The organism is Microvirga flavescens (genome assembly GCF_003290125.1).
Classification (GTDB): Bacteria; Pseudomonadota; Alphaproteobacteria; order Rhizobiales; family Beijerinckiaceae; genus Microvirga; species Microvirga flavescens.
The window spans coordinates 861,827-876,061 of record NZ_QMKH01000001.1 but is presented as its reverse complement, the minus strand read 5'-3'; the positions used below and the strand labels follow the sequence as shown (position 1 = coordinate 876,061).

Below are 14,235 nucleotides of genomic sequence, written 5' to 3'. Positions count from 1 at the left end.
GGCGCGCCTTACTGCCCGAGCACGAGCGCCCAGTAGCTTCCGTAGCCGCCGTCCGAATTGGCGCGGGCAAAGCCGATCTTGCGGGCCTGCGGCATCAGAAGATTGCTGTTGTGCCCGGACGAGTTTTTCCAGCGCACGATGATGCCTTCCAGATTCTCCCCACCGGCGGAGAGGTTCTCGGCGGAATAGCCGCGAATGCCGAACTCATCCATGCGCCCACTGAAATCGCCATGGCTGAGCTTGCCCGCTCCGGCCACGACCCGCGCCTGATGCTCCGCCGCCTCGTTGAGGCGCGAATCGACCGTGACCGCGCTCAAGCCCCGCGAGGCGCGGTAGGCCGAGATCAGGTTTGCAGCCGCGTAGGCATCCTTTGTCGAGCTGGCGAGAACCTTGTGGGTGGTCGGGAGCGACGATTGGGAGGCGCAACCCGCGAGCGCCAGCGCCGCAAGAGCGCATAATAACAGATGTCTCATAAAATCCCCTTCAGGCAATGGCGGCTTTAAGAATCGCCGCTCCTCTTGAAAAAGACGGTCCGGGCGGTCATGCAAGGACCCTCCCGTTCGAAGGACGTTGCATGGCACGCCAGCCAAGCTACGTCCATAAACAGATCCGCGTCAGCTCATCGCATGTCCGAAGCCCCCTCAACCTACGACGTTGCCGTGATCGGCGGCGGACCCGCCGGATTGATCGCGGCGGAGATCTTGAGCGGAGCGGGGCTCAAAGTCACGGTCTATGAGCGTATGCCCTCCGTCGGGCGAAAATTCCTCATGGCCGGTCGCGGCGGCCTGAACCTGACCCACAGCGAGGAATTTTCTCGGTTCATCACGCGTTATGGCAAGGCCGCGCCGCGCCTGAAACCGCTCCTCGAAGCCTTCGACCCCATAGCCTTGCGGGCATGGAGCGAGGGCTTGGGACAGGAAACCTTCATCGGCACGAGCGGGCGGGTTTTTCCCAAGGCCTTCAAGGCCTCCCCGCTCTTGCGCGCCTGGCTTTCCCGGCTGGAGCGGAACGGCGTGCGCTTTGCCCTGCGCCATGAATGGCAAGGGTGGGATGAGGAAGGCCGCCTCGTCTTCGCTCACGGGGGCGAATCACTGCGCGTGAAGGCCGATGCGACGATCCTCGCGCTGGGCGGCGCGAGCTGGCCGCGCCTCGGCTCGGACGGACGCTGGGTCCGGCCCCTGACCGCGCAGGGCATCGCCGTCGCGCCGCTGCAGCCCGCCAATATGGGCTTCACCATTTCCTGGTCGGATTATCTCAGGGATCGTTTCGCGGGTGAGCCGCTGAAGCCCCTAGCACTGACCTTCGACGGCAAGACCCTGCGCGGCGAGGCCATGATAACCCGGGACGGCATCGAGGGCGGCGCGATCTATGCCCTCTCCGCGCCCTTGCGCGAGGCCATCGCCCGCGATGGGCAGGCAACGCTTCTGGCGGATCTGCGGCCCGATGTTTCCCTCGCGACGCTGGCGCAAAGGCTCGCGACGCCGCGCAAGGGGCAATCGACCGCCACCTTCCTGCGCAAGGCGGCGGGATTGGGGCCGCTCGCCGTCGCCCTGTTGCGCGAAGGCGGACAACCCTTGCCCACCGAGCCGGAGGCGTTGGCCCGCCGTATCAAGGCACTGCCGCTCGTGTTGACGGGCGCAAAACCTCTGGAACGGGCGATTTCCTCGGCGGGCGGCATCGCCCTCGATGAGCTCGACGAGCACCTGATGCTGCGCCGCCTCCCTGGCGTGTTCGCCGCGGGCGAGATGCTGGACTGGGAGGCCCCGACCGGCGGCTATCTCCTGCAGGCCACCTTCGCCACCGGAATCGCTGCGGCAAAAGGCGTTCTCAACCACCTGATGCCAGCACGCGATTGACCGAATCTTGCGGCTCGGCCACAGGAGAATCGTGAGCGATCCCCGCAAAATCCTGCATGACGTCTTCGGCTTCTCCTCCTTCCGTGAGGGGCAGGAGGAGATTGTCCGCGCGGTGCTCGCCGGGGAAGACGTTCTCGCCATCATGCCGACCGGGGCGGGCAAGTCGCTGTGCTATCAGCTGCCGACGCTCGCGCGGGAAGGCCTTACCGTCGTGGTCTCGCCGCTCATCGCCCTCATGCGCGATCAGGTGGCGGCGCTGCGCCATTTCGGCATCGAGGCGGGGAGCCTGAATTCCGCAAACGACGCGGAAGAGAATCGCCGCGTGGTCGATGCGGTGCGCGACCGGACGATGCGGCTTCTCTATGCCTCACCCGAGCGCCTCGCCAATACGGGCACGACAGAATGGCTCGCCCGCTCCGGCGTCAGCCTCCTCGCCATCGACGAGGCCCACTGCGTTTCTCAATGGGGACATGACTTTCGCCCCGAATACGCGCTTCTCGGCGAGGTGCGCCAGCGCCTCGGCAATGTGCAGACCATCGCGCTCACCGCCACCGCCGACGTGGCGACGCGCGAGGATATCGCGCAGCGCCTCTTCGAGCGCGAGCCGCGCGCATTCATCCACGGCTTCGACAGGCCGAACCTTCGCCTCGCCATGCAGGCGAAGGAGCAGACCCGGCGTCAGCTCTTCACCTTTCTCGACAAGCACCGGCACGAAAGCGGCATCGTCTACTGCTCCTCGCGCAACGCGACGGAAAAGCTCGCCGATTCTTTAAGCCAGGCGGGCTACCGCGCGCTGCCCTATCATGCCGGCATGCCGCAGGCAGAGCGCGCGAAGAACCAGGACATCTTCCTGCAGGAAGACGGCATCGTGATGGTCGCGACCGTCGCCTTCGGCATGGGCATCGACAAGCCGGACGTGCGTTTCGTCGCCCATGCGGCTTTGCCGAAATCCATCGAAGCGTATTATCAGGAGATCGGCCGCGCGGGGCGCGACGGCGCGCCTGCCGATACGCTGACCCTCTACGGCCTCGACGACATGCGCCTGCGCCGTTCGCAGATCGAGGACAGCGACGCCTCCGACGAGCAGAAGCGCATCGAGCGCCAGCGCCTCAACGCGCTCGTCGCGTTGTGCGAAGCGCCGCGCTGCCGCCGCCAGACGCTTCTTGCCTATTTCGGCGAGACAACGGAACCGTGCGGCAATTGCGATCTGTGCATCGACGGCGTGATGTCCTTCGACGGCACCGTTGAGGCGCAAAAGCTCCTTTCCGCCATTGCCCGAACCGGCGAGCGCTTCGGCACGGAGCATCTCATCACCATATTGATGGGCGAAGAGACCGATGCGGTTCTGCGCTTCGGCCATAACAAGCTGAAAACCTTCGGCGTCGGCAAGGATCGCTCGAAGACCGAGTGGCGCTCGCTCCTGCGCCAGATTTACGCCGCCGGTCTCGTGGCGCTCGAACTCTCCGAATACGGGCGCTGGACCATTACCGATGCGGGCGATGCCGTCCTGCGCGGGCAGGAGCGGATCGAGCTTCGTTCTGATGTGCTGATGCAACCGCGCGAGCGCCGCCGCAAGCGCACGGCAATGGAAGCCCACGCCGTTGTGCCGGGAGACGATCCGCTACTTCTCGCGCTGAAAGGCCTGCGCACGACACTCGCGAAGGAGGAGGCCGTTCCGGCCTACGTCATCTTCTCCGACCGCAGCCTCATCGACATGGCCGCGAAGAAGCCGACATCGCGAGCCGGGTTTGGCGAGATCCACGGCGTGGGGCAGGCGAAACTGGAACGCTACGCGGATGCGTTTCTGGATTTGATCAAGGAACACGCGGCATAGCACCGCCGTTCCAGATCAACCCGTAAGCACCCTATCCCTCCTCACCTCGACCCAACGCCCCTCATGGGCGCTGCGCGCAATCGCATCCACCGTGCGCTCGATGCGGATACCATTCTCGAAGTCGATGAGCCGGGCCGTTTCTCCCGCAATGCGCCCGATCAATTGGCGGCATTCGATGATCTTCAATTCGTTGAAGCCGAGGCCGTGGCCGGGCGCTGGAAGAAACTTGTCGTAAGGCGGATGATGCGGGGCGGTGAGGATGGTGCGGAAGCCCTGTTCTTCTCTCGCCCCTTCCGCCACATAAAGCTGCACCTCGTTCATGCGCTCCTGATCATAGACGAGCGTGCCTTTCGATCCAAAGATCTGCACGAAGATGCGGCCCTTGCGGCCCCAGGCGGAACGGTTGAGGCAGATGATGCCGGACGCGCCGTTCTCCAGTTCCAGCATCGTCGTGGCGATGTCGTAGGTTTCGACGGCGCGGCGACCGCCATTCTTCAGCGGCCGATCCACATAAGGCTTCGCCATGTGGCCGCACACGCGCGCGACACCGCCGAAGAGGACCCAGAGAAGGCTCAGCGCGTGGACCCCGAAATCGTCGAGAGCGCCGTGGCCGGACGTCGCTTCGCTCTTCCAATAGAAAAGCTCCTCCGGATCGGCCATGAAGTCCTCGTCCATCTCGATGCGGACGTGGTTGACGGTGCCGATGCGGCCTTCCTCGATCGCCCGGCGCATGAGGCCGACGAGGGGGTTCTGGATGTAGTTGTAGCCGAGCGCCGCGACCTTTCCCGAGGCGTGTGCCGCAGCCAGCATGCGCTCCGCGTCAGTGAGCCTCACTGCCATCGGCTTCTCGCACCAGACGTGCTTTCCGGCCTCCAACGCCGCAATCGCCATCTCGGGATGAAAAGCGTTCGGCGTCGTGATCGACACCACATCGACGGCGGGATCGGCGACGAGAGAACGCCAGTCACCTGTCGCGCGCTCGAAGCCGAGTTCGCGCGCCTTTGTCTCGGCAAGTTCCTGCGAAGCCTCGGCCAGCATGGCGAGACGCGGACGCGGAACATCCCCGAACACAGAAGCGACCGCATTCCAGGCAAGCGCATGGCACTTGCCCATGTAGCCGGTGCCGATGAGGCCGACGCCGAGAGATTTCATGCGCCATTCTCCTGAATTCCTGACAAATCCACCGCCCTCATCCTGAGGAGCAGACGCAGTCTGCGTCTCGAAGGAGTTTTCGTGTGCGCTGGATCCTCCTTCGAGGCGGTCGCTCTCGCGACCTCCTCAGGATGAGGGCAACGCCATTCGAGAAGCGGCTACACCATCCCACCGAGTTCCTCCGACACGGCCTGCAATTCCTTGCCGCCCGCCATGAGGTTCTGCAATTCGTCGATGGCGATTTCTGATTTGCCGTAGGTGCCGAGTGTCTTGCCGCGATTGAGCACCGTGAACCGGTCACCCACCGCATAGGCGTGGCGCACGTTGTGCGTGATGAAGATGACGCCGAGCCCTTTCTGGCGCACCTGATGGATGTATTTGAGCACCATCGAAGTCTGCGCGACGCCAAGCGCCGAGGTCGGCTCGTCGAGGATCAGCACCTTTGCGCCGAAATAGACCGCACGCGCAATCGCCACGCATTGCCGCTCGCCGCCCGAGAGCGTGCCGACGGCCTGGTTGGGATCGCGCACGTCGATGCCGATCCTGTGCATCTCCTCCCGAGTCACTTCAGCGCAATGGTCGAAATCTACATAGCGGAAGGGCCACACGCCTTTCATGGGCTCGCGACCCATGAAGAAATTGCGCGTCACCGACATGAGCGGGATCATCGCAAGATCCTGATAGACGGTGGCGATGCCGGCATCGAGGGCATCGCGCGGGCTCGTAAAGTCCACCAGCTTGCCTTCGACATAATACTCGCCCGTCGTGGGCCTGTGGACGCCGGAGAGGGTCTTGATGAGCGTGGACTTGCCCGCGCCGTTATCGCCGAGAAGGCACATCACCTCACCGCGATTGACGGTCATCGAGATGCCGGAGAGCGCGATGACGGAGCCGAAATGCTTGACGACATCGCGCACGTCGATGAGTGGAGCTTGGCTAGACATCAGCGTTCTCCCGTCACTTTCTTGCGGATGAAGTTGTTGAACAGCACCGCGAGGAGCAGCATGGCCCCCAGGAAAACCTGGAACCAGTCGGAGTCGAAGCGGGTGTAGGTGAGGCCGATGGACACCATGCCGAAGATGATGGCGCCGAAGAACGCGCCGATGGCAGAGCCGTAGCCGCCGGTGAGCAGGCACCCGCCGATGACCGCCGCGATGATGGCCTCGAACTCCTTCTGGAAACCGCGCCGGGAATCGGTCGATCCCGCATCGAGCACGGTGAGGATGGCGACGAGCGTTGCCGCGCAGGCGGTGAGCATGAAGAGGCCCGTCTTCACCCGATCCACCGGCACGCCGGAATTACGCGCGGCGTTGGCGTCTCCGCCGACGGCGAAGATCCAGTTGCCGAGGCGGGTGCGCAGCAACAGCCATGTCGCCACAAGGGCAAAGAGAACGAACCAGACGATGGAGACGGGAATGCCCGTCACCGTCGGCACGCCGTTCGCGAATTTCGCGATGTAGTCATGCGCGGCGAGCCATGAGAACAGACCCTCCAAGGCATTGCCGGAAAAGATCTCGCGCACGATGCCCTCGCCCGCCGCATCGCCGATGCCGCGCATCTGCGTCGAGCCGCCCGTCGCCCATTTCAGGCCAACGAGGGAAAGGCCGCGCAGAATGAACAGGAAGGCGAGCGTGACGATGAAGGACGGCAGCCGCGTGCGGATGACGATCTGCCCGTTCAGGCCGCCGAGGAGCGCCGCAACGACGAAGGTCGCTGCGATGGCCAGAAGCAGGGGCCAGCCGGTCATGACGAGGAAGGAGCCGAAGATCAGACCGGAGAACGCCACCATCGAACCGATGGAAAGATCGAACTCGCCGCCGATCATGAGAAGCGCCGCCGCAATGGCGAGAATGCCGAGCTGCGAGGCGGGCGAGAGAATGTTCATCATGCCCGCCAGGGTGAACATCGACGGGTCGGCGGTGGCGATGAAGAAGATCGTCACGAGGATGAGGCCCGCCAGCGCGCCGAGTTCCGGGCGCCGCATGACCTTTGTGATGAAGGAAACTTCCCTCAGCCGCTCGTCCTGGATCTTCTTGATCTCTTCCGCAGGCGTGTGGCCCGCGACATGAGAAATGTCCGTCATGGAGCGCCTCCTTCAAACGCAACCGAAAAAGCGTGCCCGCGACTTGAGCGCGGGCACGCGGGTCATTTTTAGCGAATGCCCTTCGCGGAAAGATCGACCACCTGAGCGGCCTTGTCCTTCGTCACGAGGTTCGGGCCGGAGGGCACGTTGCCGCCGGGGATCAGGCCGTATTTCGCGTTGAGCGCCAGGAACACCACCGGCAGGTAGCCCTGCAGGTATTGCTGCTGATCCACCGCGAAGGCGGCCTCACCGGCTGCGATGCTCTTGAGGAAATTGGCGGACATGTCGAAGGACGCCACGCGGACGCCGGACTTGCCGGATTCCTTGACGGCGGCGGCAGAGGGCTCGCCCGCGAGCGCCGCGCCAAGCGCCATCACCGTGTCGATAGTGCCGTCAGCGGCAAGAGCCGCCTTCACCTTGGCGCGCACATCCGCCGGGTCGTTGGAGACGGGAAGCACCGTCACCTTGCCGCCGAAGCCTTCCGCAAAGCCCTTGCAACGCATGTCGAGCGAGACGTTGCCGACCTCGTGATTGACGCAAAGCCCGACCTTTCCGCCCATTTCCTTGAGTTTCGCACCCGCCGCGCGGCCGGCATCGACTTCGTCTTGCCCGACGTGCAGCAGCGCGCCGAGGCCCTTCGAGACGTCCGAGCCGGAATTCATGGAGATCACCGGAATGCCGGCGGCCACCGCCTTCTTGATCGACGGGCCGAGCGCCGAGGCGTCGGGGATCGAGACGATGAGGCCGGCGGGCTTCTGGTTCACGGCAGCGTCGATGAGCTGGCCCATCGCGACCATGTCGAAGGTCTCGGGGGCGCGGTAATCGACCTGGACATTCATGTCCTTGCCCGCCGCCGTCACACCGTTCTTCACCACCGACCAGAACGGGTCGTTGGCCTGGCCGTGGCTGACGACGATGATGCGGCCCTGCTGTTGCGCCATGGCGGGAACGGCGAGGCTGAGGGTCATAGCCGCTGCGGCGGCGAGACCGGTAACGAACGACTTCATTGGTTTTCCTCCCATAGGGTTCTCTTCGTTCGAACGACGGCGCGCTTCCGGCGCATCCGGCGGTCGCTTGCGGCGAGGGCCGCACGACGAGTTGGGCAGGAGGAAAGAGGCAGCGGGGCCAGCCTTTCGACCCCGTGGCGTCGCGACGTTTCCTCTGCCGATCCATCCACCGTTAAAACGGAATAGGCGGATCTTTTTCTTTTCATTTATGGAATATTTGTTCCATTTCCTGAAACAGGATGTCAAGATCCCGTTCACCACATCTAAGGTAGGGCGAAGCGACACAGGACAACGGGGGCAAAGGACGTGGCGTTGAGTATGGCACCGGCGGATTACGAGGGTTTGCGCAGCCTGCTTGCGAGCCGGCACGAGACCCTGCCGAAGCGTCTCAAGCAGATCGCCGCCTTCGCCCTGGAGCACCCGGAAGAGGTTGCCTTCGGCACGGTCGCCGAGATCGCCGAGCACGCGGGCGTGCAGCCCTCGACCCTGATCCGTTTCGCCAAGAGCCTCGGCTACGACGGCTTCTCGCACCTTCAGCAGATTTTCCGCGACCGCTTACGCGAGCGCTTTCCCGATTATCGCGAGCGCCTGCGCTCCTTACGTGAGACGGAAGGGCACCACGACCACGCCGCCTCCCTTCTGGAAGGCTTCGCGGAGGCCGCCGCCCTCTCCCTCGACCGGATGCGGGAATCGGTGCGGCTCGATGAATTCTCCCGCGCCATCGACACGCTCGCCAAGGCTGATACGATCTACCTCCTTGGCGCGCGGCGCGTTTTCCCCATCGCCGTCTATTGCGCCTATGCCTTCGGCAAGCTCGGCATCCGCGCGATCCTGATCGACCACATCGCCCAGCTCGGGCCTGAGCAACTGGCGAGCGCCGGCGAGCGGGATGCGGTTCTCGCCATCAGCTTCACGCCCTATGCGCCGGTGACGGCCGACCTCGCGGCATCGGCGGCGCGGCGCGGCATCCCGGTGGTGGCCATCACCGATTCAGCTTTCAGCCCGTTGGTCACGAGCGCCGATGTGTGGCTCGAAGTCGCGGAAGCCGATTTCGCCGCTTTCCGCTCCCTCGCAGCCTCCTTCGCACTCGCGATGGCGCTCGCCGTCGGCACGGCGGAGAAGCGCGCGGAGGGGTAGGCACTGCCCGCCACCTCTCCCTTGAGGGAGAGGTCGAGCGAAGCGAGGGTGAGGGGTTACAAGTCCCCCGGATCACGCACCCCCTCACCCCCAAGGGGGAGGTGGGCGAGCAGCCTTTCATTCGCTCATGCCGACGCAAAAATGGCCGGGACGAGCCCGGCCATCTCATACAAATTCCGATTGCCCTTTAGAGCTTCACCGGCTTGCCCGTCTTGGCGGACTCCGTCGCCGCATCAGCGAGGCGCTGGGCCTTGAGGCCGTCGACGCCGGTGGGGTCGCAGGCCTTGCCCGCCTTCACCGCGATGAGGAAGGCGTCGAGCTCGTCCTTATAGGCATCCGCGTAACGCTCGAGGAAGAAGTCCTGCACCGGATCGGCGGTGACGCCGGCAGCGTTCGCCACTTCCACCGTCGTGCGGTGGATGTTGCCCGCGCGGATCATGCCCTTCGAGCCATGCACCTCGATGCGCTGGTCATAGCCGTAAGTCGCGCGGCGGGAATTGGAGATCTGGACGATGCGCCCCTTGGCGGTCTTGAGTAGCACCGCCGCCGTATCGACATCCCCCGCCTGGCCGATGGCCGGATCGACGAGGGAGGAGCCGACCGCGTGAACCTCCACCGGCTCGTCGCCGAGGAGCAGGAAGCGCGCCATGTCGAGATCGTGAATCATCATGTCCCGGAACAGGCCGCCGGACGTGGCGATGTAGCTCACCGGCGGGGGGCCGGGATCGCGCGAGAGAATCGTCACAAGCTCGACCTCGCCCACCTCGCCGTCAGCGAGGCGCTTGCGCAGACTTGCGAAATTGGGATCGAAGCGGCGGTTGAAGCCGATCATCAGGGGCGTGCCGGCCTTCTCGACCACGGAGAGGCAGGCCTCGATGCGCGGGCTCGAAAGATCGACCGGCTTTTCGCAGAACACCGCCTTGCCGGCCTTCGCGCCACGCTCGATCAGATCCGCATGGGTGGTCGTCGGCGTGCAGATGAGAATGGCGTCCACGTCGGAACGCTCGACGATGCTCTCGAGGGAAGCGACCTCGGCGCCGGTCGCCGCCGCCAGTTCCTGCGCGGAGGGGGCGTGCGGATCGGCCACTGCCACGAGGCGGGCGTCCTTATGGTTGGCGGCGTTGCGCCCGTGAATGCGGCCGATGCGGCCCGCGCCCAAGACAGCGATCCTGATCATGTTTCCCCCGGATTGTTTTGCCGGCTCACGGCAAATTTGGAATTGATGTTCCAGCTCAAGATGCTAATAGAATAAACATTCTATAGCTGCAAGAGCCGCGAAACAGGCTCGATCACGACGGGACTGTTCCCTCGTGGGAGGAATATCATGAAGCCGACCCTTGATGTGATCACCATCGGCCGCGCCTCCGTGGACCTTTACGGTCAGCAGGTGGGCGGACGGCTGGAGGATATGGCCTCCTTCTCCAAGGCTGTCGGCGGTTGCCCGGCCAACATCGCCATCGGCACGGCAAGGCTCGGCCTGAAATCCGGCCTCGTGACCCGGGTGGGCGATGAGGCCATGGGCCGCTTCATCCGCGAGCAGATGGAGCGAGAGGGCGTCTCGACGAAGGGAATCGTCACCGACGAAAAGCGGCTCACCGCCCTCGTCATCCTCGGCGTGCGCGACGAGGAATCCTTCCCGCTGATCTTCTACCGCGCCGACTGCGCCGACATGGCCTTGACCGAGGCCGATATCGACGAGGCCTTCATCGCCTCCGCGGGCGCCATTGTCGTCACCGGCACGCATTTCTCCCGGCAAGAGACCGCCGCCGCACAGAAGAAGGCGATCGCCATTGCCAAGGCGCATGGCCGCAAAGTCGTTTTCGATGTCGATTACCGCCCGAACCTCTGGGGCCTCCTCGGCCACGGCGCGGGCGAATCCCGCTACGTGCGCTCGGATGCGGTGACGGAACATCTCAAGCCCATCTTAAGCGAGTGCGATCTTATCGTCGGCACGGAAGAGGAATTGCACATCGCAGGCGGGTCGGAGGAGACCTTGCAGGCGCTCCGCAACATCCGCGCCGTGTCGAAGGGCACCATCGTCTGCAAGCGCGGGCCGATGGGCTGCGTGGTGTTTCCCGGCGACATTCCCGACAGCCTCGACAAGGGCATCAGGGGACCGGGCTTTCCGGTCGAGGTCTACAATGTGCTCGGCGCGGGCGATGCGTTCCTCTCCGGTTTCCTGCGCGGCTGGCTGAAGGACGAGGCATTGGAGACCTGCTGCGCTTATGCCAATGCGAGCGGCGCCTTCGCTGTCTCGCGCCTGCTCTGCTCGCCGGAAATTCCGACCTTCCCTGAATTGCAGCACTTCCTGAAACACGGCAGCCGCCACAAGGCGCTGCGTTTCGATGAAGACCTCAACCACATTCACTGGGCAACGACGCGCCGTCCCGGACCTGAGACGCTCATGGCGCTCGCCATCGACCATCGCATGCAGCTCGAAGCGATGGCGAAGGAGGTCGGCGCTTCCGTCGACCGCATTCCCGATTTCAAGGTGCTCGCCGTCAAGGCCGCTGCGAAAGTGGCCGATGGCCGCCCCGGCTTCGGCATGCTGCTCGACGGCACTTACGGCCGCGAGGCCCTGTTCCGCGCGGCGGATCACGACTTCTGGATCGGCCGTCCGGTGGAGCTTCCCGGCTCGCGCCCGCTCGATTTCGAAGACGGCGGCAGCCTTGGCGCGAAGCTGATCGAATGGCCTGTCGGCCACACCATCAAGTGCCTGTGCTTCTACCATCCAGACGATCCACCGGAGATGAAGGCGCGGCAGGAGCGTGATTTGCTGCGCCTCTATGACGCCGCGCAGCGCGTGGGGCGCGAATTGCTCGTCGAGATCATCGCGGGCAAGAACGGGCCGTTGAAGACCGACACCATCCCCACCGTGCTGCAACGCCTCTATGATCTCGGCATCAAGCCGGATTGGTGGAAGCTCGAGCCGCAAAAGGACACAGCCGCGTGGAACGCCATCGGCGCGGTCATCACGACAAACGACCCGCTCTGCCGGGGCATCGTTCTGCTTGGCCTCGAAGCGCCGGAGGATGAGCTGGAAGCCGCTTTCGCGGCGGCTGCAGCCGAACCGCAGGTGAAGGGCTTTGCCGTCGGGCGCACCATCTTCAACGATGCGGCGCGCCGCTGGTTGAAGGGCGAGATCACGGACGAGGCCGCCATTGCCGACATGGCGGGACGCTTCCAGCGCCTCGTGGACGCCTGGCAGCGCGTTTCCGCGAACGTGAAAGCCGCCTGACGGCCCTTGACCGGTTGCAAGACTTGCCTTCGATGACGATGCCCACACAATTTGCTGACGCCCTTCGACAGGAGCCCGCATGAGCACGATCCGCCTTACGATGGCGCAAGCCGTCGCCCGCTTTCTCGCCGCGCAGAAGACCGAGATCGACGGCAAGGTGCTGCCGCTCTTCGGCGGCGTCTTCGCCATCTTCGGCCACGGCAACGTGGCTGGCCTTGGCGAAGCGCTCTACGGCGTGCGCGACAGCCTGCCGACCTACCGCGCCCATAACGAGCAGGGCATGGCGCATGCGGCCATCGCTTTCGCGAAAGCCTCGCGCCGCCGCCGCATGATGGCCTGCACCACCTCCATTGGGCCCGGCGCGACGAACATGGTGACGGCTGCCGCCGTCGCGCATGTGAACCGCCTGCCGGTTCTGCTCCTCCCCGGCGATGTGTTCGCGAACCGCCTGCCCGATCCCGTTCTGCAGCAGATCGAAAATTTTTCCGACGGCACGGTTTCGGCCAATGACTGCTTCAAGCCGGTCTCGCGCTATTTCGACCGCATCACGCGGCCCGAGCAGATCATCCCCGCGCTGCACCGCGCCATGAGCGTCCTCACCGATCCCGCCGATTGCGGGCCCGTAACGCTCGCGCTCTGCCAGGACGTGCAGGCCGAGGCTTACGATTATCCGGAGAGTTTCTTCGCGGAAAAGATCTGGACGCCGCGCCGCGTGCGGCCCGATGAGAGCGAATTGGCGAAGGCCGCCGAGATCATCCGCAACGCGAAGAAGCCTTTCATCGTCGCAGGCGGCGGCGTGCTCTATTCCGGCGCGGAGAAGGCGCTCGGCGAATTCGCGCAGCGCCACGGCGTCTTCGTCGGGGAGACGCAAGCCGGCAAATCGAGCCTGCCCCACGATCACGCCGCCAATCTCGGCGCCATCGGCGTCACCGGCACGGCTGCTGCGAATGCGCTCGCGGAAGAAGCCGATGTGGTGATCGCGGTCGGCACGCGCCTGCAGGATTTCACCACCGGCTCATGGGCCCTGTTCAAGAACCCGAACCGCAAGATCGTCGGCCTCAACGTTCAGGCCTTCGACGCGACAAAGCACAATGCGCAACCGCTCGTGACGGATGCGAAGGTCGGGCTCGATGAATTGAGCAAGGCGCTCGGCAACTGGAAGGCTCCCGACGTCTGGACGGCGAAAGCGAAAGACGAAAAGACCCGCTGGTTCGGGAGTTCCGCGCGTTTCACCGATCCGACGAATGCCGAACTTCCCTCCGACGCGCAGGTCATCGGCGCGGTGCAGCGCACGTCCTCGCCGACCGATGTGGTGGTATGCGCGGCGGGCGGCTTGCCCGGCGAGTTGCACAAGCACTGGAAGGCGAGCGCCGCTCTCGGCTACCACATGGAATACGGCTATTCCTGCATGGGCTACGAGATCGCGGGCGGGCTCGGCGTGAAGATGGCCGATCCTTCCCGCGAGGTGATCGTGATGGTGGGCGACGGCTCCTACCTCATGATGAATTCCGAACTCGCGACCTCCGTGATGCTAGGCCAGAAGCTCACGGTGGTTCTCCTCGACAATCGCGGCTACGGCTGCATCAACCGCCTGCAACGTGCGACCGGTGGCGAGAGCTTCAACAATCTGTTGCAGCACACCAACCACGTCACCTTGCCGAACATCGACTTCGCCGCCCACGCGGCGAGCCTCGGCGCGGACGCGGTGAAGGTGAAGAGCATCGCAGAACTCGAGGACGCGCTGAAGAAAGCGCGCGCCGCCACCCGCAGCACCGTGATCCTCATCGATACCGACCCGCTGATCTCGACTGACGTGGGCGGGCACTGGTGGGACGTGGCGGTTCCGGAAGTGTCCTCGCGCGATGAGGTGAACACGGCGCGCAAGAACTATGAAACCGCCCTCGGCGCGCAGCGCGTGGGCGATTGAT

11 protein-coding genes are annotated in these 14,235 nt (G+C 64.6%); 5 read left to right on the top strand and 6 right to left on the bottom strand.

Going from position 1 to position 14,235, the window contains the following annotated elements:
* Window positions 1-8 precede the first annotated feature (8 nt).
* Window positions 9-473: a CAP domain-containing protein gene (locus DQW91_RS03935; RefSeq protein WP_112662213.1), complete on the bottom strand. Its 465-nt coding sequence runs from the start codon at window positions 471-473 to the stop codon at window positions 9-11.
* 153 nt (window positions 474-626) lie between these two features.
* Between DQW91_RS03935 and DQW91_RS03930 the strand changes: the two genes are divergently transcribed.
* Both DQW91_RS03930 and recQ read left to right on the top strand, forming a co-directional pair.
* On the top strand, window positions 627-1,856 hold the full coding sequence (locus tag DQW91_RS03930) for a TIGR03862 family flavoprotein (RefSeq protein ID WP_112662212.1): 1,230 nt from the start codon (window positions 627-629) through the stop codon (window positions 1,854-1,856).
* Between the two features lie 31 nt (window positions 1,857-1,887).
* Window positions 1,888-3,690 carry a DNA helicase RecQ gene (gene recQ, locus DQW91_RS03925; RefSeq protein WP_112662211.1) on the top strand — a complete coding sequence of 601 codons (1,803 nt, stop codon included), beginning with the start codon at window positions 1,888-1,890 and terminating at the stop codon, window positions 3,688-3,690.
* Window positions 3,691-3,705: 15 nt separating this feature from the next.
* Here recQ and DQW91_RS03920 read toward each other — a convergent pair whose 3' ends face one another.
* The 4 genes from DQW91_RS03920 to DQW91_RS03905 form a co-directional block, all read right to left on the bottom strand.
* Window positions 3,706-4,842, bottom strand: coding sequence for a Gfo/Idh/MocA family protein (locus tag DQW91_RS03920; protein WP_112662210.1), 1,137 nt, complete (start codon window positions 4,840-4,842; stop codon window positions 3,706-3,708).
* Between the two features lie 158 nt (window positions 4,843-5,000).
* Window positions 5,001-5,786, bottom strand: coding sequence for an ATP-binding cassette domain-containing protein (locus tag DQW91_RS03915; protein WP_112662209.1), 786 nt, complete (start codon window positions 5,784-5,786; stop codon window positions 5,001-5,003).
* Window positions 5,786-6,925 (bottom strand): ABC transporter permease, encoded by a 1,140-nt coding sequence (locus DQW91_RS03910; protein ID WP_112662208.1) that lies wholly within the window; start codon window positions 6,923-6,925, stop codon window positions 5,786-5,788. Before DQW91_RS03910 ends, DQW91_RS03915 begins: the two co-directional genes overlap by 1 nt.
* A gap of 68 nt (window positions 6,926-6,993) precedes the next feature.
* Window positions 6,994-7,932: a sugar ABC transporter substrate-binding protein gene (locus DQW91_RS03905; RefSeq protein ID WP_112662207.1), complete on the bottom strand. Its 939-nt coding sequence runs from the start codon at window positions 7,930-7,932 to the stop codon at window positions 6,994-6,996.
* A gap of 318 nt (window positions 7,933-8,250) precedes the next feature.
* Here DQW91_RS03905 and DQW91_RS03900 point away from each other — a divergent pair, with 318 nt between their 5' ends.
* On the top strand, window positions 8,251-9,069 hold the full coding sequence (locus DQW91_RS03900) for a MurR/RpiR family transcriptional regulator (protein WP_112662206.1): 819 nt from the start codon (window positions 8,251-8,253) through the stop codon (window positions 9,067-9,069).
* 187 nt (window positions 9,070-9,256) lie between these two features.
* Here DQW91_RS03900 and iolG read toward each other — a convergent pair whose 3' ends face one another.
* Complete coding sequence (gene iolG, locus DQW91_RS03895) at window positions 9,257-10,246, bottom strand: inositol 2-dehydrogenase (protein WP_112662205.1); 990 nt, start codon at window positions 10,244-10,246, stop codon at window positions 9,257-9,259.
* Between the two features lie 147 nt (window positions 10,247-10,393).
* Here iolG and DQW91_RS03890 point away from each other — a divergent pair, with 147 nt between their 5' ends.
* A complete protein-coding gene (locus tag DQW91_RS03890) occupies window positions 10,394-12,307 on the top strand; it encodes a bifunctional 5-dehydro-2-deoxygluconokinase/5-dehydro-2-deoxyphosphogluconate aldolase (RefSeq protein WP_198411764.1) in 1,914 nt (637 codons plus the stop codon).
* A 79-nt stretch (window positions 12,308-12,386) separates the two neighbouring features.
* Window positions 12,387-14,234, top strand: coding sequence for a 3D-(3,5/4)-trihydroxycyclohexane-1,2-dione acylhydrolase (decyclizing) (gene iolD / locus DQW91_RS03885; protein WP_112662203.1), 1,848 nt, complete (start codon window positions 12,387-12,389; stop codon window positions 14,232-14,234).
* Window position 14,235 lies beyond the last annotated feature (1 nt).